We start from the raw sequence: 21,464 nt of genomic DNA, 5'->3' as shown, positions 1-21,464 counted from the left end.
CCATTAAACTGTCGGGCCTCAACCTCCCAGACAGCCCCCCCGATGCACGTGCTTTATGACGAGAGCGGCGCCTTTAAATGCGGCACCGTTCTGCTGGACAACGACAGCTCCCTGCAAGTCGAGAACACGCATGGCAAGCGCCTCAAGATCAAGCGCAACCATGTGCTGCTCAATTTCGACAGCCCCGCGCCCGGCGAGCTGATCCCGCGCGCGGAGTCCGAAGCCGAATCGCTGGAGGTCGACTTTCTGTGGGAGGTCTGCGGCGACGACGAATTCGATTTTGTCGACTTTGCCAAAGACTACTTCGGCCATGCGCCCAACGCGGTCGAATCCGCCGCTGTGCTGCTGTGCCTGCATTCGGCGCCGATCTACTTCCACCGCAAGGGCCGCGGCCGCTTCCGCAAGGCACCCGACGACATCCTCCAGGCCGCCTTGGCCGGGCTGGAGAAAAAACGTCAGCAAAGCCTCGCCATCGAAACCATGCGCGACCGCCTGCTCGCCGGCGAGCTGCCCGACGAGTTCGAGGGCATGGTGCCGCAACTGCTCTACCGCCCTGACCGCAACCGCCTCGAAGCCAAGGCCCTCGAAGCCGCCTGCGTCGATAGTGGCCTGAGCGCCGCCGCGCTGCTGCTCAAATGCGGCGCCTTCAGTTCGACCTACGAGGTGCATTACGGTCGCTTCCTGTTCGACCAGTTCCCCGACGGCACCGACTTTGGCGAGGTGCCCACCTGCCCCTGGCCACAAGATCTGCCGGTCGCCAACGTCAAAGCCTTCTCCATCGACGACGCCACCACCACCGAGATCGACGACGCGTTTTCGGTCACCCCGCGCGACGGCGGTGGCTGGCGCATCGGCATCCACATCGCCGCACCGGGCCTCGGTTTTGCCCGCGGCTCGACGCTCGACGAGATCGCCCGCAAGCGCCTGTCGACGGTGTACATGCCGGGTAACAAGATCACCATGCTGCCCGACTCGGTGGTCGACACCTTCACGCTGGAGGCCGGGCGCACCTGCCCGGCGGTGTCGCTCTACCTCGACATCACCAATGCCCTGGCAGTGCTCAGTCACGAGACCCGGCTGGAGATGGTCCCCATCGCCGCCAACCTGCGCCACCACGACCTGGAGCCGGTGTTCAACGACGACACCCTGATGAACGGCGGCCCCGACTTCCCCTGGAAGAAAGAGCTGACCCTGCTGTGGGAGCTGGCCACCATTCTGGAAGCCGGCCGCGGCAAGCCGGCCACCAACCAGACGCAAACCGACTTCAGCTTCGCGGTCGATTGGGACGCCACCTCGCCCGACGGCCCCGGCGTGATCAGCATCGGTCAGCGCCTGCGCGGCTCGCCCATCGACAAGACCGTCTCCGAGCTGATGATTGCCGCCAATTCCACCTGGGGCAAGCGCCTGGATGAAGCCGGCGTACCGGGCATCTACCGCGTGCAGGGCGGCGGCAAGGTGCGCATGGCCACCGTGGCCGCACCGCATGAAGGCCTGGGCGTCGATTGCTACGCCTGGTCCAGCTCGCCGCTGCGCCGTTATGTCGACATGGTCAATCAGTGGCAGTTGATCAGCGTGCTGCAAGGCGTCGAGCCGCCCTTCCCACCCAAATCGCAAGACCTGATGGAAGCCGTGCGCGACTTCGACCTCGCCTACACCGCCTACGCCGAGTTCCAGCGCCACATGGAGCGTTACTGGTGCGTGCGCTGGCTGCGTCAACGCGAAGACCCGATCATCACCGCCCGCGTGCTGCGCGACAACGTGGTGCGCCTCGACGATTCGCCCTTCGTGTTCAAGGTCAACGGCATGCCCCTGCAAGCGCCGGGCGCGCATATCAGTCTGGAGCTCAAGGATTCTGACCTGCTTGATGTGGACGTGCGTGCGCGCTTCGTCAGCCTGCTCTCCGAAGCCACCGACGAGGCCGCTGCCGATTCGCTTGCACAGTAGAATGTTGTCATGATCAAAGCCGTCAAAGCCCCGACACCACGCGCCAAGAAGGCGGCCCCGCGGCCGTCGGCGCATGCATGGGCGCGGCGCGGCTCATCGGCGGTGATCATCGCCTTCGGCATCTCTTTTTTATTGCACGCCGCGGTGTTGTCGCTGCATTTCGAGTTTCCCGACATCAAAAAGGCGTTCAAGCGCGACAGCGGCCTCGAAGTGGTACTGGTCAACGCCCGCCACGCGCGCGCGCCCGACAAGGCCGAAGCGCTGGCGCAGGCCAACCTCGATGGCGGCGGCAATACCGACGCCAAGCAGATGGCCAGCACGCCGGTGCCGCCCAAACCAAAGCAAAAGGACGGCGACCAGTTGATGGACGCCAAGCGCAAGGTCGAAGCGCTCGAAGCGGCCCAGCGCAAACTGGTGGCCGAGGCCAAAAAGGCCCGCCCGACCACGCAGCCCGTGGTCAAAAACAGCGACGCCCCGGCCGAGACCCCGCGCGAGCTCTCGGGCACCGAGCTGATGGACAGCGCCGCCGCCATCGCCCGACTCGAAGCCAAGATCGACAAGAACCTCAATGAATACGCCAAGCGCCCGCGCAAGAAGTTCATCGGCGCGCGCACCAAGGAATACCGCTTCGCGCAGTATGTCGAAGACTGGCGCCTCAAGATCGAGCGCGTCGGCACGCTCAACTACCCCGACTCGGCCCGCGGCAAGCTCTACGGCAGCCTGCTGATGTCGGTGGTCATCCGAGCCGACGGCAGCGTCGAATCCATCAACATCCATCGCTCCTCCGGCCACAAAGTGCTCGACAACGCCGCCCGGCGCATCGTCGAGCTGGCGGCGCCCTTCTCGGCCTTCCCGGCCAGCATCCGCAAAGACACCGACATTGTCGAAATCACCCGCACCTGGAGCTTCACCAACGCGGACGCGCTCGAGACCAGCGCCAAATAGCCGGTACACTGGCCAGCAACGATAAAATGGCGTTTTATCAAACGCCCCCGAGCCCATGGACCGCTACGCCCTGATCGGCCACCCCGTCGCCCACAGCAAATCTCCGTCCATCCACGCCGCCTTTGCCGCGCAGACCGGACAGGCGATGACCTACGAGCGCATCCTGGCCCCGCTCGACGGTTTCACCGACACCGTGCGCGACTTCATCGCCGCGGGCGGCCGCGGCATGAACGTGACCGTGCCCTTCAAGCTCGAAGCCTTCGCGCTGGCCGACCACCTGTCGCCTCGCGCCCAAGCCGCCGGCGCGGTCAACACGCTCAGTTTTCGCGCCGACGGCATCCATGGCGACAACACCGATGGCGTCGGTGTGGTGCGCGACCTGATCGCCAATCTCGACTGCCCGCTGGCGGGCCGGCGCGTGCTGCTGCTCGGCGCGGGCGGCGCGGCGCGCGGCGCGCTCCAACCACTGATCGAAGCTGGCCCGGCACGCCTGCATCTGGCCAATCGCACAGCCGCCAAGGCGGCGGAACTGGTCGCGCAGTTCCAAGCTTTGGCCGGCGCGCTCACGCTGACCGCCAGCGGCTTCGACGAGCTCGGCCGCGACGCCTTCGACGTCATCATCAATGCCACCTCGGCCAGCCTGTCGTCCGCCGCCCCGGCTATCCCCGACACCGTCTACGCCCCCGGCGCCCTGGCCTACGACATGATGTACGGCGCCGAGCCCACCGCCTTCCTGATCGCGGCGTCTACCGCCGGCGCGGCTCGCGTGGCCGACGGCCTGGGCATGCTCATCGAACAGGCGGCGGAGAGCTTCCTGATCTGGCGCGGCGTCCGTCCCGACACTGCCCCGGTACTCGCCGCACAGCGCGCGACACTGGCGGGCGGATGAAAGCCATCGGCCGCTGGACCGGCGGCGCACTGCTGCTCCTGCTGGCGGCCTTCGTCCTTTACGAGTGCTGGATTTTCGCGCATGTGCTGTGGTGGACCCGCAACGACCCGGACATGACCCGCTTCATGTCCACCCAGTTGTCTGTCCTGCGCGAAAGCGACCCCAACGCCCGGCTCAAGCACCAGTGGGTGCCCTACGCCAAGATCTCCCGTCACCTCAAGCAAGCCGTAGTGGCCGCCGAGGATGATCGCTTTCTCGAACATGAAGGCTTCGACTGGGAAGGCATCCAGCGCGCCATCGAAAAGAATCAAAAGCGTGGCGCCGCCGTTGCGGGCGGCTCGACGATCAGCCAGCAACTGGCCAAGAACCTGTTTCTGCCACCCTCGCGCAGCTATGTGCGCAAGGCGCAAGAGGCGATTGTCACCCTGATGATCGAGACCACCTGGAGCAAGCGGCGGATTCTTGAGGTGTATCTCAACGTGGTCGAGTGGGGGCGCGGTGTGTTCGGCGCCGAGGCCGCCGCGCGCCATTATTTCGGCCAACCGGCCGCCTCGCTCGGCCCGGCACAAGCGGCGCGACTGGCCGTGATGCTGCCCAACCCGCGCCGCTACGAGCGCCAGTTCGGCCCCCGTCTGGCCGCCCACGCCGAGCGCATACAAGCCCGGATGCACCGATCGCAAGTGCCCTGATCCGGCCAAAAACCGGCATCGCGCCCCCCGGGCAAAGCACGTACAATGGCCCCCGCCAAAACCGGCCGCCCCCTTCAGCGCCGCGGAATCCACGTCATGTCCGAACTCGAGCAGCCTCGCGAGAATGTCCAGGCGCACCTGAAAGAGGTGCAAGACCTGCTGCGCCGGCAGTCGCTGGTCGAGACCCTCGTGCACCGCCAGGAGATGCCCCGCCACGAGCTGGTGGACGCCTTGGTCCATCGCCAGCATGTGGCCGAACTGACGCAAAAGCTCGAAGAGCTGCACCCGGCTGACATCGCCTACATCCTTGAAGCCCTGCCAGTGGACGAGCGTCTGTTCGTCTGGGATCTGGTCAAGGCCGAGCGTGACGGCGAAATCCTGCTCGAAGTCTCCGATGCGGTGCGTGAGTCCCTGATCGAAACCATGGCGCACGAGGAGCTCAAGGCCGCGGCCGAGCAACTCGACGCTGACGAGCTGGCCGACCTTGCACCTGACCTGCCCGACGCGGTGATGGAGGATGTGTACCTGTCGCTGGACGTGGAAGAGCGCGCCCAGTTGCGCGCCGCCATGTCCTACCCCGAAGGTACGGTCGGTGCCTTGATGGACTTCGACATGGTGACCGTCCGCGAAGACGTGCGCCTGGAAGTCGTGCTGCGCTACCTGCGCCGCTTTACCGAACTGCCCGACCACACCGACAAGCTCTATGTCGTCGACCGCGAGGAAGCCGTGCGCGGCGTGCTCTCGCTCAGGCGCATGCTGGTGTGCGACCCGGACGCACTGGTATCGGAGATCATGAATGATGATCCGCTGCTGCTACGCCCCGACGACAAGGCCGAGGATGCCGCCACCGCCTTCGAACGCTACGATCTGGTGTCGGCGCCGGTGGTCTCCTCCGACGACCGCCTCATCGGCCGCGTAACCGTGGCCGCGGTGGTGGATTACATCCGCGAAGAATCCGAAGCCGAACTGCTCAATCAGGCCGGTCTGCGCGAAGAAGAAGACATCTTTGCCCCGGTGCTCGACTCGGTGCGCAACCGCTGGGCCTGGCTGGCGGTCAATCTGGTCACCGCTTTCATCGCCTCGCGGGTGATCGGCGTCTTCGAAGGCGCCATCGAGAAACTGGTCGCCCTCGCCGCACTGATGCCCATCGTGGCGGGCATTGGCGGCAACTCCGGCAATCAGACCATCACCATGATCGTGCGCGCCATGGCCGTCGGCCAGATCAGCCACGAGAGCGGCAAGCGCCTGCTCAAAAAGGAAGTTGGCGTCGCCCTGATCAATGGCCTGGTGTGGGGCGGCCTGCTCGGCGTGATGGCCTGGTTGTTGTACAGCAACGCCGAACTCGGTCTGGTCATGACCCTGGCGACCACGCTCAACCTGCTGCTGGCCGCCAGCATGGGCGTCATCATCCCGACCACCATGCAGCGCCTCGGGCGCGACCCGGCCCTCGGCGCCAGCGTGATGATCACCGCCTGCACCGACTCAGGCGGCTTCTTCATCTTCCTTGGGCTGGCCTCGATTTTTTTGCTTTAGGGCCTCCTCCAGAAAGTCCACCGATCTCGCGATCACCTCCGGCGCGCGCAGGATCCGATGGTGCCCGTAGCCGTGGGTGGCCATCGTCTCGCTCCCCGGCCAGGCGGCATGCAGTCGTGCCAGATGGCTGAAGTCGACTTCCGAGTCATCCTCGTCATGCACAAACAGGGCACGCGTGCGCGCCACGGGCAGGTCGCGCAAGGCATCCATTTCAACGATTGGCACATAGCGACGCTCCAGTCGGCCGCGTAGCGAGTGATGCGCCCGCCGCCCCAGACCAACCCGCCGAGACAAACTTTCCAGGTGGATGTCGAAGGAGCCCGGCGAGCCAATCAACACCAGGGCATCCACCGGCAAGCCCTCGCGCACCGCATGCAAGGCACTGGCGGCGCCCATCGAATGCGCCACCACGGCCGCCACATCGGGCACCACCGCCATCACCGCTCGCAAGCCGGCAATGAAGTCGGGCAAGATCCCCGCCTGGCCATCGCTGTCGCCATGGCCAGGCTGGTCGAATACGCTGACCGCAAACCCACGCGCCAGCAAAGCCGGCACCCAGGTGGCCAGTTGCGCGCCATACCCGCCCCAGCCATGCACCAGCACCACGCGCCGCCGCCCGGCCTCGCCGAAATGCCACACCGCCATCGCGTGGCCGCCCACGCTCAAGGTCTCGCGCTGGCCCCAGGCACTAAGCACCTCACCCGCCCGCCCCCGTTTGCGCGGTGGTCGAAGCAGCAGCGCCTCGGCCTTGCCCGCCGTCCAGCCCGGAAACAGCCGCGCGCTGAGCGATACCCAGCGGCGTTGCGCGGGGGTCAGCAATTCAATACGATCGGTCGTGCTATTTTTTGGCAAAGTTTTCATCATGCCTCTCTCTGTCAGATCGCCTATCCCGGACGGGATCAGTGGGTTGCCGGTATCGTCCGGCTACGTGAAATCAGATCGTTGAAGCTGCGCAGCGCCATGGCGCGCGTGTTCGCATCGGAGAGCAGGCGTCGCCGGTAGTAGGTAACGAAAACAATGCCCAGCATGTCGAACACGAACTGACTCAGCTCGAGATCGGCACGGAACTCGCCCTGCTCCACCGCCAAGCGCACGGTGCGCGTGAGCTCTCGTTCCAGCTGCCGATAATGGGCAATCACCACGTCGCGCACCGGGCCGGGCTTGTCATCGAATTCCAGCGCGGCCGATTGCAAGGGGCAACCGCCGCCCCAGCCGCCCCGGTCGACCCAGGTCAGCCAGTTGCCGAGCAAGGCTTCGAGACGCGGCACCCCGCGTGGTGCCTTGAGCGCCGGCAGGAAGACCAGCTCGGTAAAACGTGCGGCCGCCGCCTCGATGGCGGCGATCTGCAAGTCTTCGCGTGAGCCGAAGTGGGCGAACAGTCCGCTCTTCGACATGCCGACCCGATCAGCCAGCGCCCCGATCGACAGCGACTCGAAGCCTGCTTCGCAAGCCATGGCCACTGCCGCATCGAGGATGGTTTGCCGGGTACGTTCGCCTTTGTTCATGCGCTCACACTATAGAACGATCGTTCTTTTATCAAGGCTTTTACGCCGCCATGCCGGCAAACACCCGATCCGCTGCCGCGATGGTAGCGTCAATGTCCGCCTCGGTATGGGCGGCCGAGACAAAGCCGGCTTCGAAGGCCGAGGGCGCAAAGTAATGGCCCGCGTCGAGCATGGCATGGAAGAACTGGTTGAAGCGGTTGCGATCAGAGGCCATCACGTCAGCAAAGGACTGCGGCAACGCGTCGGCGAAATACAGTCCGAACATGCCACCAAAGGATTGGGCGCAGAAAGTGACGCCGTGGCGTTTGGCAGCAGCCTGCAGGCCCTCGACCAGTTGCACGGTGCGCGCTTCGAGCGCTTCGTAAAAGCCCGGCGCCTGGATCAATTTGAGCGACGCCAGTCCGGCAGCGACGGCCACCGGACTGCCAGACAGTGTGCCAGCCTGATACACCGAACCGAGCGGCGCGATCTTTTCCATGATGTCGCGACGGCCACCAAAGGCACCCACCGGCATGCCGCCGCCGATGACTTTGCCCAGGGTGGTGAGGTCCGGCGTGATGCCGACCAGACCTTGCACACCTTGCGGGCCAACGCGCAGACCGGTCATCACTTCGTCAAAAATCAGCACGGTGCCATGCGCGGTGCACAGCTGGCGCAGCAGATGCAGGAAGCGGTCGCTCGGGCGGATCAGGTTCATGTTGCCGGCGAAGGGCTCGACGATAACCGCGGCGATGCTGTCGCCCTTGGCGCGGAAGGTTTCTTCGAGCTGCTCGGGGTTGTTGTAGTCGAGCACCAGGGTGTGCTTGGCGAAGTCGTCGGGCACGCCGCCGGACGACGGGTTGCCAAAGGTCAGCAGCCCCGAGCCGGCCTTGACCAGCAGGCAGTCGGCGTGGCCGTGGTAGCAGCCTTCGAACTTGATGATGGTGTCGCGGCCGGTAAAACCACGCGCCAGACGAATGGCGCTCATCGTCGCCTCGGTGCCGGAGCTGACCAGGCGCACCATGTCGAGGCTGGGCAGATGCGCACACAGTTCCTCGGCAATCTCCACTTCCGCCTCGGTCGGCGCGCCAAAGGACAAGCCCTTCAGCGCCGCCTCGCGCACCGCCTCGACGATGGCCGGGTGGGCATGACCGGCGATGGCCGGGCCCCAGGAGCCGACATAGTCGATATAGGCCGCGCCGTCGGCATCCCACATGCGTGAGCCTTCGGCCCGCGCGATGAAGCGCGGGAAGCCGCCGACCGACCCGAAGGCGCGCACCGGAGAATTGACGCCGCCGGGGATCACGGTTTGGGCGCGGTTGAACAAGGTTTCGTTTCGGCTCATGAGTTCTTCCAGATAAGGTGTTCTTGAATCCGCAGTGCGCGGTCAGGGCCTGGCGGGCGGTGTCGCACCATCAAACAGGGCGCCATACGCCGCCGCGCGCGCGGCCACATCGGCCGCCATGAAAACATCACTGATCACCGCAAGCAAGTCCGCACCCGCTGCGACCAGCGGCGCGGCGTTCTCCAGCGTGATGCCACCGATGGCCGCGACCGGCACCGCGCAACGCTGGCGCGCCAACGACAGCACGGCCGGCGTGGCGACCACCGCCTGCGGTTTGCTTGGCGACGGAAACATGGCGCCAAAGGCCACATAATCGGCGCCGAGCACCTCGGCGGCCTCCGCCCGCGCCACATCGTTGTAGCAGGTCACGCCGAGCATCCGGTCGGCGCCCAGGCGTTCGCGCGCCCTCTCGAGCGCGCCGTCGTCCCGGCCAAGATGCACGCCGTCGGCCTCGACACGCAGCGCCAGTTCGAGATCGTCGTTGACGATGAAGGGCACACCCGCGCGCCGGCAAAGTGCAGCGAGCCGCGAGGCCTCGTTCAGCCGCCGGGCGGCGTCCGTCGACTTGTTGCGGTATTGCAGCAGAGCCGGCTGCCCCGCCAACGCGGCGTCAACCGCGCTGAAGAGGCGCGCGCTGTCGTCCCAGTCTGGGGTCACCAGGTACAGGCCGCGCATCGGGGGTGTCGCGACGCTCATTTGCGCGTCCCACGACCAGGCACCGCAGTGCCCATGCCCAGGCGGAAGTGTCGGCCTTCGGCGGCATGCGCACAACGCAGCGCTGCCTGCACGGCAGCGGGGACACCCAGCCCCTCGGCCAGGCTCGCCGCCAGCGCCGCCGACGCGGAACTGGCCAGGCCCAGCACCGGCACCGAAGCGCGCTCGAACACATCACGACGAACCACACCCGACGACCCATGCAAAACGTGCACCACCTGCACGCCGGCAGCACCGCCGAGCAACAACACATGGTCCGCACCCGTCGCACACAAGGCGGCACCGAGGTCTTCGACGCTCAACTGCGACTCGTCCCCCTCAAACGCCGAGCTCACCAGGCGACGGCAGACCGCGACGTCACCCACCAGCACAGCCGCCTGCGGCAACAAGAGCTCGATCGCAGCAGACAAGGGGGAGTCGTCGGTGTCATCTTCGTTCAGAATCAACGACGGCGCCTCGATCACGAGCGGCACGTTCCCGTAGTCTGACACCAGCCCGGCCAGCGCCACCACCATATCAACCGAGCCTGGCAAGGTCAGCTTGATCGCGGCAACCGGCGCGTCTTCGAGAATCATCCGCGCCTGCTCAAGCACGAGCTCGGGGTCAAGCGCGATGCGCGCGTCGAATTGCGCGGTGTCACGCAGGCACATTTCCGAAACGACACTCAGCGGATAGGCCCCCTGCGACGCGATGGTCAGGACATCGGCAGTCACGCCGGCAGCGGAGGTCGGGTCGGCCGGGCCGACAACTAGAACAGCAGCAACATGACGCATTGATGTCTCCCGCCTCGAGCCGGGCGGACCGCTGCACACTGGCATGCGCAGCAAAATACGGTAAGATGCCGCAAATTTTAGCATCCCGCGCCCGTCTCAGCGTGAGCGAGCCGTTACCGCGGAATCGGGACAAGAACACACACGAGACACGAGCTTCCTTTTCCGCTGGCGCCACCCGCTGGCGGAGCAGGATGACTCGGACGAGGCAGACGCGAACACCGATGCTCGAGACTGATTTCAAGACCTACATGTGCCTGATCTGTGGCTTTATTTACGATGAAGCCGCCGGACTCCCAGACGAAGGCATTGCGCCCGGAACCCGCTGGGAAGACATTCCCCCGAACTGGAATTGCCCCGAGTGCGAAGCGCGCAAGGAAGATTTCGAAATGGTCGAAATCTAAACTTTCGCTCAAGATGCGAAATGATTGTCCGATAGTGATACACGACAAGACTTCGTGCAGCGCTCCATGAGCAGCGCAAACCGATACGCAGGGTGACTATGGTTGATCTGACCGGACTGAAAGTAATGGTGATTGACGACAGCAACACCATTCGACGCAGTGCTGAGATTTTTCTCGCGCAGGCGGGCTGCCAGGTGGTGCTCGCCGAAGACGGTTTCGACGCCCTCGCGAAAATTGCCGACCACCGACCCGATGTCATTTTTGTCGACATCATGATGCCGCGCCTCGACGGCTATCAGACCTGCGCCCTGATCAAGAAAAACGCCCGCCTCACCAAGACCCCGGTCATCATGCTGTCCTCCAAGGACGGCCTGTTCGACCGGGCGCGCGGCCGTATGGTCGGCTCCGACGAATACCTGACCAAACCTTTTACCAAGGACAGTCTGCTGCGGGCCGTTGCCAAGCATGGCACGCCCCTCCAATCCACCGAGTGAGTTGAACTTCCATGCCGATCAAGAAAATTCTCATCGTCGACGACTCCCCGACGGAGCGTTACGCACTGAGCGAAGCGCTGACCAAAAACGGGTACCAGGTCATCACCGCCGAAACCGGCGAAGAAGGCATTGCCAAGAGCAAGAGCGAACTGCCCGACCTGATCCTGATGGATGTGGTCATGCCGGGCATGAATGGCTACCAGGCCACGCGCACCATTTCGCGCGACGAAGCCACCCGCGCCATTCCGGTCATCATCTGCACCACCAAGGGCCAGGAAACCGACAAGATCTGGGGTATGCGCCAGGGCGCCTACGACTACCTCGTCAAGCCGGTCGACCACACCGAGTTGCTGGCCCGCATCAAGGCCATCGGCTGAGCCGCCCCGCATGGCCAAGCGCATCAGCCTCAGAGAATTTCAGGAAAGCCTTGTCCGACGCCTCGCCGATGCACAATCGGCACCGCGGCGCGACCTGCTGGGCCTGACCGCCGGCGGCGAACAATGGCTGGTTGACCTGGCTGACGCGGGCGAAATCCTGTCCGTCCCGCCGCTAGCAAGCGTCCCGCTCACCCAGCCGTGGTTCCGCGGCCTGGCCAATGTGCGCGGCACGCTGTTCGGGGTCATCGACCTGTCAGCCTTCTGCGGCGGCCCCACCACCTCGCTGGCCGGCACCGCCCGGCTCGTCCTGATCGGCGCCCGACACGGCGCCAACTGCGCCTTGCTGGTCAGCAACACGGTCGGCCTGCGCAGCCCCGAAGACTTTGAACCCGGTGACACACCGGAAACCCCCGTGGCGTGGATTCCTCGCCACGTGAACGATCTGCACGGTCGCCGCTGGAAGCACATCGACGTCCCGCAACTGCTCACGAACACCGAATTCCTCGAAGCAAGCGCAGTTTGACTTCGCCTTCTTTCTGACCTCGCCCATCCACACGGAGCGAACGCCATGGCAACAACGACTACCTCTTCCCTGAAAGGCGCAGCCGCCCAGGCCCCCACCATCATGGAGTCCGAGGCCTCGCAAAAAGCCGGTAACGCATCGGCCGCGCGCCCAGGGTTGGCCATCTTGGGCAAACGCCCGATCGCCGATCAACTTCGCTTGCTGGGCGCGGTCCTGCTCGTGCTCGTCATCGCCCTCGGCGTCCTGATCTACCAGCAGACGCAACAAGCGGCCAACGCCACGTCCTACCTGTTCGCCGCCGGTGAAATGCGCATGCTCTCGGAGCAGACCGCCAAGTCTGGTCAGCTCTCACTGCAAGGGGATGCCGCCGCGTTTGCCGAACTACGCAACGGCCGCGCTGAATTCGACCGTCTCCTCGCCGCCGTCACCTCCGGGGGTCAGGTCAGCCCGGCCAAAGCCGACAGCGCCGTGCCGGCCAGCCCCGCCCCGTTCGCGGCGCCGCTCGAGAGTCTGGCCGCCATCTGGGCCAAGACCGACAAAGACACCCAGTTGCTGCTGGCGCAAGAGAAGAACCTCACCACGCTCAGCACCTCGGTGGAAACCATTAACGAAAAGAACGCGCTACTGCTCGACATCACCGAGCAAGTGGCCGCGCTCAAGCTGCAAGGTGGCGCCAGCGCCCGCGAAATCGCCACTGCCAACCGGCTGGTGATGCTGACCCAGCGGATCGCCAAGAATGCCAACGCACTGCTCGTCGCTGACGCCATCGACCCCGAAGTGGCCTTCCTGCTCGGCAAGGACACCAACAGCTTCCGCGAGATTCTCGGTCAGCTCAAAGAGATGACGCCCGATGGCACCACCCGCGGAAAACTTGCCGAACTGGAAACCGTCGCCAACGAAAGTCTGGCCGCGGTCTCCGGCATTCTCGGCAACATTCAGTATCTGGTGCAGGCCAAGCAGGCCGGCCGCCGAATCATCGACAACGCCCGCCCGCTGTCCGAACAGGCCAACCAGCTGACCAGCAGCTACGCCGACTACTACGGCGGTTTCGGCACCCTGCCGCTGGCCATTGCCGTCGTTGGTGCGCTGGCCGTGCTGACCCTGATCGCCATGGTCAAAATGTATCGTGACGACCTCGGCGCCCGACAGCTCGAAGCCGAAGGCCAGAAGAAGTCTGCCGAAGACGAGCGAAACCAGACCCAGCAGGCCATTCTTCGCCTGATGAACGAAATGGGCGACCTCGCCGACGGTGACTTGACCATCCGCGCCACGGTGACCGAAGACATCACCGGCGCCATTGCCGACTCGGTGAACTACACGGTTGAAGAGCTCGCCGTGCTGGTGCGTCGAATCAACGACGCGGCCGGCCGAGTCACCAGCGCCACCGAGGCCGCCCGCCGCACCTCCAACGAGCTGCTCAGCGCCGCGCAGCGGCAGTCCGAAGAACTCGAAGAAGTGGGCGATACCGTGCAGTCGATGGCCCGTTCCATGACTGAAGCCTCCGAACTTGCCATGCAGTCCGCCCAGGTGGCCCGTCGCTCGCTCGACTCGGCCAACAAAGGCCGTGACGCGGTGGAAAACACCATCAAGGGCATGAACGAGATTCGCGAAAAGATCCAGGAGACCTCCAAGCGCATCAAGCGCCTGGGCGAGTCGTCCCAAGAAATTGGCGAGATCGTGGAACTGATTTCCGACATTACCGAACAGACCAACGTACTCGCCCTCAACGCCGCCATTCAGGCCGCATCGGCCGGCGAAGCAGGCCGCGGCTTTACGGTGGTTGCCGAAGAAGTGCAGCGACTGGCCGAACGCTCGGCCGAAGCCACGAAGCAGATCTCGGCGATTGTGAAGACCATTCAGACCGACACGCAGGACGCGGTATCCGCCATGGAAACCGCCACCCGCGACGTGGTGGCCGGTGCCGCCCTGTCCGACTCTGCCGGTCAGGCCCTGGTCGAGATCCGCAGCGTGTCGTCCGAAACCGCCTCGCTGATTGAACAGATTTCCACCGACACGCAACGCCAGGCCGCCAGCGCCACCCGCGTGGCCGAGTCCATGCGCGGCATCCAGGCCATTACCGAACAGACCACCCGCGGCACCAAGCAAACCGCCGTATCCATTGGCGAACTGGCCGATCTGGCCGTCGAACTGAAAGGGTCCGTTTCCGGCTTCAAGGTTTGATCCGGAACGCCCGCGCCACGAGGCAGCACGCATGAGTCATGTCATTGAGCACGACCTTGGCCCCCTCACCTGGGTCAAGGGAGAAATCGACCAAGCGCTCGCTCGCGCCCTGGAGGCCATCGACAAGGCCGTTGCCGACGAGGAGCGCACGACCCAATTGCAGTTTGCGCAATCGCATCTGCACCAGGCGCGCGGCGCCTTGTCGATCATCGGCCTGGACGGTCTGACCCAGTTTGCCGACAGCGTCGATAAACTGCTGGGCGATCTGGCCCGCGGCGAGCCCGAGTTCTCCAATGAGCTGGCCGACCTGTGCCGCCGTGCCATTGCCGCCATTGGCAATTATCTGGACGAGCTGACCCACGGCGCGCCCGACCAGGCCCTGCGCCTGGCCCGCCTGCACGCGCGTATCGCGCTGGCCCGCGGTGTGGAAGCGCCAAGCGAAGGCGATCTGTTTTTTCCCGACCTGAGCACCGCCGTCCCCCGCCGCGTCGCACCGCAAACGCTCGACAGCGCTACCGAAACCCGCTTGTTGCGCGGCCTGCGCATTCAGTTTCAGCGCGGCATGCTCGCATGGATCAAAAAGCCGGGCGATCCCGCCGGTCCGATGCAGATGCGCGATGCCGTCGCCGGCATCGAATCACGCCAGACCCAGTCAAACAGCCGCGCGCTGTGGCTGGCGGCCACGGCTTTCTTTGACGCGCTGGCCGAAGGCCATGTGCAGAACTCGCCCTATGTTCGCCGCCTCGGGAGCCGGATCGACGCACAGATCCGCCGCTTGCTGGCCGGGAGCGGGCAAGTCTCCGAGCGCCTGCACCGAGACGCCCTATACGTGGTGGCCCGCGCCCCGGCCACCACGCCGCTCATCAAGGCACTCCACGCGCTGTACCGGCTTCCCGCCCTTTTGCCGCCGCCCAATGCCGCGATCAGCGAACAACCCCTGGCGCCGCTGCTGACAGACTTGCGCGGCCAGCTCGGCCTTGCCAAAGAAGCCTGGGATCAGTTCGCCGAAGGCACGGCCGCCGCCCTGCCAAACTTCGAAGATCGCATGGGTTCGCTTGCCGCTGCGGCACGCAAACTCGGCCGCCCCGCCTTCGTGCGCCTGATGACCACGCTGTCGGCCTTCGCGCAATGGCTACGCAAAGACCCCTTGCGCCTCAGTGAGGCCATTTCCATGGAAGTGGCCTCGGCCCTGCTGCTGGCCGAAAACGCACTCAATTCCGGCCGCGTGCCCGATCCGGCATTCTCGACCCAGGTCGAAGAGTCGATCGTGCGCATCGAAGCCTGCTCGCGCGGCGAATCGGTCGCCAAAAGCGAAGTCAGCGATGCCGCCCGAATGGCCCAGGAGCACAGCGCGGTTGCCCAACTGTGCAAGGAAATGCAGGTCAGCCTGGCGCAGGTCGAACAAGCGCTCGACAGCTTCTTCCGCCACCCCGAGAAGCGCGATGTGCTCTCCGGCATCCGCGCGCCGGTGCAGCAAGTCGAGTCCATTCTCACCCTGCTTGACGAGCAGGATGCCCACAATGCGCTGAGCGATTGCGAAGCCATGATTGCCCAGTTTCTGGACACTGAGCAGACGCCCGACACCGAACTGTTCGAGCCGCTCGCCGACCAACTCTCGGCGCTGGGCTTCTATATCGACAGCCTGCGCCGCGGACGCCCCGAGCGCCACCATCTGGTGGGCTATGTCGAAGACGACACCGCCGATACCGATAGCGCGAACACGGCGGCCTCAGCGCCCGACGCCGCACCAGAGCTGCCGACGGCCGACGTTCCGCTGCCGGATCTGCCCAGCAGCGCCGAGACACCTGCCACCGAGCCGGAAACCGAGCCGGGTCCGCAAGCGCTTGAGCCCGTCGTCGAACCCGCCATTGAGCACGAAGAGGATCGCCCCGAAGCGCCCGTGCCGGTGCCTGCCCCCTCTGCCGAAGCCAGCCAGCTGCTGGCCGCCAGCGATGAAGAAATCGACGCCGAACTGCTCGAGATCTTCATCGAAGAAGCCCGCGAAGTCCTCGGCAACATTGCCACCAATCTGGCAACCTCGCGCGCCAACCCGGCCGATTCCGACGCGCTAACCATCATCCGCCGCGGCTTCCATACCCTGAAAGGCTCCGGCCGCATGGTCGGTCTCAACGCCTTGGGCGAAGCCGCCTGGTCGATGGAGCAGGCACTCAACCGCTGGCTGCAATTCGACTGGTCGCCCACCCCGGCGCTGCATGCACTGCTTGGCGAATCGCACGGCGTCTTCTCGGCCTGGGTGGATCAGCTGGTGGCCGGTGGCAGCACCGCCTACGACGCTCAGCGCATGGTGGCCGAAGCCACGCGCCTGATGAGTATCGAGCGTCCCGAAGACAGCGAACAGTCGCCGGGCGAAGACGCCCCGACGCTGAACGACATTGAAGCCACCGCTGACAGCGCCGCAGAAAACGCACTGACCGAGGCCGACGACACCTCCGATCCTGACACCGAGGTCGACACCTCGACAGAAACACCGAGCGAACTGTCACTCAACCTGACCGACACCGACCTCGACATCTCCGATCTGGAAAGCACCGATCTGTCGCTGCCGACACTTGACGGCTTTACCGTCGACGAAGGCCCCGACGACAGCCCGCTGGAGCCTATCTCCGCTGACGACAGCGCCACGGCCTCCGACGCCGACGATGAAGAACTCGCCGATCTCGAACTGCTCGAAGACATCGACACCCCGGCCATCGCCGACGCACCCACCGACACCGATGCGGCCATTGACGCAGCGGCAAGCACAATCGAACCCGCTGCCGACATGAGCGTCGCCAGCGACGCCGCGCCGGATGCCGAGCGCATGCCTGAGCCTGAGCCTGAGCCTGAGCCTGAGCCTGAGCCTGAGCCTGAGCCTGAGCCTGAGCCTGAGCCTGAGCCTGAAGCCCCCGTTGAGAGCGACACGCTCACGGTCGGCAGCGTGACGCTCTCGCGCCCGCTCTATCAGCTGTATATCAACGAAGCACGTCAGCATCTCGCCACGCTGCACCGCGAAATCACACAGCTTCAAGCCAACCCCACCCGCATGCCGCAGGAAGAAGCCCTGCGCGCGGCACACACCCTGGCCGGCATTTCCGGCACGGCGGGGTTCAATGGTGCCCTCAGCCTCGGGCGCGCGCTCGAACACGCTTTCGCCCGGCTGATCGACACCGAGTGCACCCCCAGCGCAGATCAAACCGCCGTCCTCGGCGCCGCCTCCGATACGCTGGATGCGATGGTCAGCGAAATCATCAAAGGCATCGAGCCGCTGCCCGCGCCCATGCTGGAGACTCAGCTCGACGCCCTGCTGCGCCCCAGCGCCGAACCCGACAGCGCGACGCCAGCCCCAGCCGACGAGGCTGCCGCCGCTCTGGACGCTCCCGACAGCACCGCCCTGGCCGCCACCGACGCACCCACCGCACCCGCCGGGTACAGCCCGCCGCCGGAGCCGGACGTTCTCGATGTTCACGACGACATCGACGAACAGCTCTTGCCGATCTTCCTGGAAGAATGTTCGGATCTGTTGAGCGAACTGGGCGCTGCGCTGCGCAGCTGGCGCGCCGAGCCCGCCGACGCCGACGCAGCCGGCGCCGTCGCCCGCTTGCTGCACACCCTCAAGGGCAGCGCACGCATGACCGGGGCGATGAGCCTCGGCGAGCACCTGCACGCCCTCGAAAGTCGCCTTGAAGTCAGCGAAACGGCCACCGACGAGCTGTTCGACAGTCTCGACCAGGGCGCCGACATCGCGCAGCAATATCTGGATCGCCTGGCGCATGGCCTGCCCATGCTTGAAACACCCGATGCCGCTACCCCCGAAGCGGAGTCCGTCGCCATCACCGCCGACGACGTTGGCGCCGCCACCAGCGGCACACTGCGGGTGCGCGCCGATCTGGTCGACCGTTTCGTCAACGACGCGGGCGAAATCGGCATCACCCGCACCCGGGTCGAAGGCGAGCTGCGCACTCAGCGCCGCGCCCTGCTCGACCTGACCGAAAACGTCATTCGTCTGCGCAACCAGCTGCGCGAACTCGAAATCCAGGCCGACACGCAGATGCAGACCCGCATCGCGCAAGCCGAGTCCGAACATGCCGAGTTCGATCCGCTCGAGATGGACCGCTACACCCGGTTGCAGGAACTGACCCGGATGATGGCCGAGAGCGTCAACGACGTCACCACCGTGCAGCACACCTTGCTGCGCAACCTCGACGGCGCCGACGCCGCCCTGACCTCGCAAGGCCGGCTCAACCGCGACCTGCAACAGGCGCTGATGTCGGTTCGCATGACGCCCTTCGACAGCCTCGCCGACCGCCTCTACCGCGTGGTTCGCCAGAGCGCCAAAGACCTCGGCAAGCGTGCCAACCTCGACCTGCGCGGTGGCCGTATCGAGCTCGACCGTTCGGTGCTCGAACGCATCACCAGCCCGATCGAACACTTGCTGCGCAACGCCATTGCCCACGGCATCGAAACGCCCGAAGCACGCAAGGCCGCCGGCAAACCGGAGATCGGCGAAATCCAGCTGACCGTTCGCCACGAAAGCAACGAAGTGGTCATCGACATGATCGACGACGGCGCCGGTCTCGATTTCGCGCGCATTGAAGCCCGTGCCCGCGAAAACGGCCAGCTTGGCCCCGACGAAATCGCCGACGAAAGCCGCCTCACCAACCTGATCTTCCTGCCCGGCTTTTCGACGGCAGGCAGCCTGTCGGCCGTGTCGGGCCGCGGTGTGGGCATGGACGTGGTCAAGTCCGAAACCGCCTCCGTCGGCGGTCGGATCGATGTCACTTCCACGCAGGGCAGCGGCACCCGGTTCCGCCTCTATCTGCCGCTCACCCTGGCCGTCACGCAGGCGCTGCTGGTGCGCGCCGCCGGACGCACTTATGCCATTCCGTCAAACATGGTGGCGCAGGTGATGGAACTCAAGGCTGCCCCGCTGGCCGCCCTGCAGGCTGAAGGCGGCACGACCTGGCAAGACACCGACTACCGCTACCGCTACCTGCCGCGCCTGCTCGGCGACAACGAGACCCAGCCCGAGGCACAACGCTTCAACTGGGTGCTGCTGCTGCGCTCAGGCACCCAGACGCTCGCGCTGCATGTCGACGCGCTGCGCGGCAACCAGGAAATCGTGGTCAAGAAGGCCGGCCCGCAGCTTGCCCGCCTGGTGGGTTACACCGGTGCCACCGTGCTTGGCGACGGCGAGATCGTACTCATCATCAACCCGGTCGCACTGGCCGGCGTGCAAGCCAGCCAAGGCACCGACACCGCCCTGCCGGTCACCAAAGCGGTCGCCGCCAGCGTCGACCCCACGGTGATGGTGGTCGATGACTCGCTGACCGTGCGCAAGATCACCGGCCGCCTGCTCGAACGCGAAGGCTTCCGCGTGGTCACCGCCAAGGATGGTGTCGATGCGCTCGAACAGCTCCTCGACACCCTGCCTGACGTGATCCTGTCGGACATCGAGATGCCGCGCATGGACGGCTTCGATCTGGCGCGCAATATCCGCAACGACGCGCGCCTCAAGGCCGTGCCGATCGTGATGATCACCTCGCGACTGGCTGACAAGCACCGCGAATACGCGCGCCAGATCGGTGTCGATCACTACCTCGGCAAGCCCTACCAGGAAGAAGAACTGCTCGCCCTGATTCGCGAATACACCGGCCCCGCCAAACACTGACCCACCGCCGGCCGACGCATCACGATGCGCCGGCCGATGCCTTATCGGCCGGTGTGACCGCCCGAAACCGGGCCAGGGTTCGTGCGCGCGCCTCGGCGTGATCGACAATCGGTGCCGGATAGGTTTCACCGATCCGGATGCCAAGCGCCGATTGCGTCAGGGGCGGCAGCGTCCACGGCGCATGGATGTCGCGATCCGGTACTGCCGCCAGTTCCGGCACATAGCGCCGGATGAACGCACCCGCCGGATCAAATTTTTGGGACTGCGTGACCGGGTTGAAGATGCGAAACCACGGCTGCGCATCGCAGCCTGTCGACGCCGCCCACTGCCACCCCCCATTGTTTGCCGCCAGATCGTAGTCGATCAGCTGCTGCGCGAAATAGCGCTCGCCGGCACGCCAGTCGATCCCCAGGTCCTTGGTCAGGAAGGACGCCGCGATCATGCGCAACCGGTTGTGCATGTAGCCACTCTGATTGAGCTGCCGCATCGCCGCATCGACCAGCGGATAACCGGTTTGCCCGGCACACCAGGCCGCAAAACCTTCCGCCCAGTCGTCCCACTGCAGTGCGTCATAGACCGGCCGGTAACAGTGATCGACCACCTCCGGCCGGTGCCACAACACCATCTGGTAGAACTCCCGCCAGATCAACTCACTCAACCAGGTTTCCGCGCCCTGCCCCCCCTGAAACGAGGCATAGCTCGCCAACTGGCGGATCGACACCGTACCGAAGCGCAAGTGCGCCGACAGATAGGACACGCCTTTTCGCGCCGGAAAATCGCGCAACGCTCGATACCTGTCGATGCGATCGCGAAAGTCGGCAAACAGCGCCTCGCCCCCCGACATGCCGGTCGGCATCGGCAGTTCCGACAGATTACCCGCCGAAAAACCGATCGCATCCAGTGTCGGCAGCGCCGCACCGGCGGGCGGCGGGCACAACGCCGCGAGGTGATCTCCCACCGGATACGACTGCAGTCGATCCGGCGTCAGCGCCGCCTGCCATGCACGTCGATACGGCGTGAACACACTGTACGGCGTGCCGCCCTTGGTCAGGATCTCGTCCTGCTCGAAGATGACCTGATCCTTGAAGTCATGCAGCGCCCGCCCCGCTGACGCCAAGGCCTTCGCCACGGCCGCGTCTCGCGCGATGGCCTGCGGCTCGTAGTCACGATTGACATACACCGCATCCGCACCAAGTTCTTCCGCCAGTCGGGGTACTTCGTCGACAGCCCGGCCATGACGCACCACCAAGCCGCCGCCGGCGGCGCGCAAGGCCGCATCCAGCTCGACCAGCGCAGCATGGATGAAACCCACCCGACGATCCTCACGCGAGGGGAGCGCATCGAGAATGTCGCGGTCGAACACGAACACACAGAACACCGACGCGCAGTCGCGTAGCGCGTGATACAAGGCCGCGTGGTCGAAATGACGCAGGTCGCGCCGGAACCATACCAATGCTTTTTGCCCCATTCATCCTGCTCCTTACCGTGCTTCAGTGTAAATTGT

17 protein-coding genes are annotated in these 21,464 nt (G+C 65.3%); 11 read left to right on the top strand and 6 right to left on the bottom strand.

The window, feature by feature from the left end; all coding sequences use genetic code 11:
• Positions 1 to 42 precede the first annotated feature (42 nt).
• From FHP91_RS01475 to mgtE, 5 genes are all read left to right on the top strand, one after another.
• A complete protein-coding gene (locus FHP91_RS01475; RefSeq protein ID WP_144307925.1) occupies positions 43 to 1,944 on the top strand; it encodes a ribonuclease catalytic domain-containing protein in 1,902 nt (633 codons plus the stop codon).
• Positions 1,945 to 1,953: 9 nt separating this feature from the next.
• Positions 1,954 to 2,889 carry an energy transducer TonB gene (locus FHP91_RS01470; RefSeq protein WP_144307924.1) on the top strand — a complete coding sequence of 312 codons (936 nt, stop codon included), beginning with the start codon at positions 1,954 to 1,956 and terminating at the stop codon, positions 2,887 to 2,889.
• Positions 2,890 to 2,944: 55 nt separating this feature from the next.
• Complete coding sequence (gene aroE / locus FHP91_RS01465) at positions 2,945 to 3,778, top strand: shikimate dehydrogenase (protein WP_144307923.1); 834 nt, start codon at positions 2,945 to 2,947, stop codon at positions 3,776 to 3,778.
• A complete protein-coding gene (mtgA, locus tag FHP91_RS01460; RefSeq protein WP_144307922.1) occupies positions 3,775 to 4,467 on the top strand; it encodes a monofunctional biosynthetic peptidoglycan transglycosylase in 693 nt (230 codons plus the stop codon). Before aroE ends, mtgA begins: the two co-directional genes overlap by 4 nt.
• Before the next feature lie 96 nt (positions 4,468 to 4,563).
• Positions 4,564 to 6,000, top strand: coding sequence for a magnesium transporter (gene mgtE, locus FHP91_RS01455; protein WP_144179739.1), 1,437 nt, complete (start codon positions 4,564 to 4,566; stop codon positions 5,998 to 6,000).
• Here mgtE and FHP91_RS01450 read toward each other — a convergent pair.
• Genes FHP91_RS01450 through FHP91_RS01430 form a run of 5 tightly spaced genes read right to left on the bottom strand, consistent with a single transcriptional unit; the run spans position 5,950 to position 10,316 of the window.
• Positions 5,950 to 6,864 (bottom strand): alpha/beta hydrolase, encoded by a 915-nt coding sequence (locus FHP91_RS01450; protein WP_144307921.1) that lies wholly within the window; start codon positions 6,862 to 6,864, stop codon positions 5,950 to 5,952. The genes mgtE and FHP91_RS01450 overlap by 51 nt on opposite strands.
• A 35-nt stretch (positions 6,865 to 6,899) precedes the next feature.
• Positions 6,900 to 7,505, bottom strand: coding sequence for a TetR/AcrR family transcriptional regulator (locus FHP91_RS01445; RefSeq protein WP_144307920.1), 606 nt, complete (start codon positions 7,503 to 7,505; stop codon positions 6,900 to 6,902).
• A 40-nt stretch (positions 7,506 to 7,545) separates the two neighbouring features.
• Positions 7,546 to 8,829, bottom strand: a complete 1,284-nt coding sequence (gene hemL, locus FHP91_RS01440; protein WP_144307919.1) for a glutamate-1-semialdehyde 2,1-aminomutase — start codon at positions 8,827 to 8,829, stop codon at positions 7,546 to 7,548.
• Positions 8,830 to 8,871: 42 nt separating this feature from the next.
• Positions 8,872 to 9,525, bottom strand: a complete 654-nt coding sequence (gene thiE, locus FHP91_RS01435; RefSeq protein WP_144307918.1) for a thiamine phosphate synthase — start codon at positions 9,523 to 9,525, stop codon at positions 8,872 to 8,874.
• Positions 9,522 to 10,316: a bifunctional hydroxymethylpyrimidine kinase/phosphomethylpyrimidine kinase gene (locus tag FHP91_RS01430; protein ID WP_186301409.1), complete on the bottom strand. Its 795-nt coding sequence runs from the start codon at positions 10,314 to 10,316 to the stop codon at positions 9,522 to 9,524. Before FHP91_RS01430 ends, thiE begins: the two co-directional genes overlap by 4 nt.
• Positions 10,317 to 10,564: 248 nt before the next feature.
• Here FHP91_RS01430 and FHP91_RS01425 point away from each other — a divergent pair, with 248 nt between their 5' ends.
• The 6 genes from FHP91_RS01425 to FHP91_RS01400 all read left to right on the top strand — a co-directional run bounded on the left by FHP91_RS01425 (position 10,565) and on the right by FHP91_RS01400 (position 19,960).
• Positions 10,565 to 10,717, top strand: a complete 153-nt coding sequence (locus FHP91_RS01425; protein ID WP_144179788.1) for a rubredoxin — start codon at positions 10,565 to 10,567, stop codon at positions 10,715 to 10,717.
• A 98-nt stretch (positions 10,718 to 10,815) separates the two neighbouring features.
• A complete protein-coding gene (gene pilG, locus FHP91_RS01420) occupies positions 10,816 to 11,211 on the top strand; it encodes a twitching motility response regulator PilG (RefSeq protein ID WP_144308011.1) in 396 nt (131 codons plus the stop codon).
• A gap of 11 nt (positions 11,212 to 11,222) precedes the next feature.
• Positions 11,223 to 11,588: a response regulator transcription factor gene (locus tag FHP91_RS01415; protein ID WP_144307916.1), complete on the top strand. Its 366-nt coding sequence runs from the start codon at positions 11,223 to 11,225 to the stop codon at positions 11,586 to 11,588.
• 10 nt (positions 11,589 to 11,598) lie between these two features.
• Complete coding sequence (locus tag FHP91_RS01410) at positions 11,599 to 12,111, top strand: chemotaxis protein CheW (protein WP_144179731.1); 513 nt, start codon at positions 11,599 to 11,601, stop codon at positions 12,109 to 12,111.
• Between the two features lie 45 nt (positions 12,112 to 12,156).
• The gene (locus FHP91_RS01405; RefSeq protein ID WP_144307915.1) at positions 12,157 to 14,292 is read left to right on the top strand and encodes a methyl-accepting chemotaxis protein; all 2,136 of its coding nucleotides are present in this window, start codon (positions 12,157 to 12,159) and stop codon (positions 14,290 to 14,292) included.
• 31 nt (positions 14,293 to 14,323) lie between these two features.
• Positions 14,324 to 19,960 (top strand): hybrid sensor histidine kinase/response regulator, encoded by a 5,637-nt coding sequence (locus FHP91_RS01400; protein ID WP_144307914.1) that lies wholly within the window; start codon positions 14,324 to 14,326, stop codon positions 19,958 to 19,960.
• A gap of 19 nt (positions 19,961 to 19,979) precedes the next feature.
• Here the strand turns inward: FHP91_RS01400 and FHP91_RS01395 are convergent, their stop codons facing one another.
• Entirely contained in the window at positions 19,980 to 21,428 is a 1,449-nt protein-coding gene (locus tag FHP91_RS01395; protein ID WP_144307913.1) for a cryptochrome/photolyase family protein, read from the bottom strand.
• Positions 21,429 to 21,464: the final 36 nt, after the last annotated feature.

Source organism: Denitromonas halophila, from assembly GCF_007625155.1.
Lineage (GTDB): Bacteria > Pseudomonadota > Gammaproteobacteria > Burkholderiales > Rhodocyclaceae > Nitrogeniibacter > Nitrogeniibacter halophilus.
Note: the sequence above shows the minus strand (reverse complement) of the source record. Positions and strands in the feature narration are given on the sequence as shown.

Coding starts and splice junctions, on each gene's coding strand:
- FHP91_RS01475 (WP_144307925.1), top strand. CDS start 43: ATGCACGTGCTTTATGACGAGAGCGGCGCCTTTAAATGCGGCACCGTT.
- FHP91_RS01470 (WP_144307924.1), top strand. CDS start 1,954: ATGATCAAAGCCGTCAAAGCCCCGACACCACGCGCCAAGAAGGCGGCC.
- aroE (WP_144307923.1), top strand. CDS start 2,945: ATGGACCGCTACGCCCTGATCGGCCACCCCGTCGCCCACAGCAAATCT.
- mtgA (WP_144307922.1), top strand. CDS start 3,775: ATGAAAGCCATCGGCCGCTGGACCGGCGGCGCACTGCTGCTCCTGCTG.
- mgtE (WP_144179739.1), top strand. CDS start 4,564: ATGTCCGAACTCGAGCAGCCTCGCGAGAATGTCCAGGCGCACCTGAAA.
- FHP91_RS01450 (WP_144307921.1), bottom strand. CDS start 6,864: ATGATGAAAACTTTGCCAAAAAATAGCACGACCGATCGTATTGAATTG.
- FHP91_RS01445 (WP_144307920.1), bottom strand. CDS start 7,505: ATGAACAAAGGCGAACGTACCCGGCAAACCATCCTCGATGCGGCAGTG.
- hemL (WP_144307919.1), bottom strand. CDS start 8,829: ATGAGCCGAAACGAAACCTTGTTCAACCGCGCCCAAACCGTGATCCCC.
- thiE (WP_144307918.1), bottom strand. CDS start 9,525: ATGAGCGTCGCGACACCCCCGATGCGCGGCCTGTACCTGGTGACCCCA.
- FHP91_RS01430 (WP_186301409.1), bottom strand. CDS start 10,316: ATGCGTCATGTTGCTGCTGTTCTAGTTGTCGGCCCGGCCGACCCGACC.
- FHP91_RS01425 (WP_144179788.1), top strand. CDS start 10,565: ATGTGCCTGATCTGTGGCTTTATTTACGATGAAGCCGCCGGACTCCCA.
- pilG (WP_144308011.1), top strand. CDS start 10,816: ATGGTTGATCTGACCGGACTGAAAGTAATGGTGATTGACGACAGCAAC.
- FHP91_RS01415 (WP_144307916.1), top strand. CDS start 11,223: ATGCCGATCAAGAAAATTCTCATCGTCGACGACTCCCCGACGGAGCGT.
- FHP91_RS01410 (WP_144179731.1), top strand. CDS start 11,599: ATGGCCAAGCGCATCAGCCTCAGAGAATTTCAGGAAAGCCTTGTCCGA.
- FHP91_RS01405 (WP_144307915.1), top strand. CDS start 12,157: ATGGCAACAACGACTACCTCTTCCCTGAAAGGCGCAGCCGCCCAGGCC.
- FHP91_RS01400 (WP_144307914.1), top strand. CDS start 14,324: ATGAGTCATGTCATTGAGCACGACCTTGGCCCCCTCACCTGGGTCAAG.
- FHP91_RS01395 (WP_144307913.1), bottom strand. CDS start 21,428: ATGGGGCAAAAAGCATTGGTATGGTTCCGGCGCGACCTGCGTCATTTC.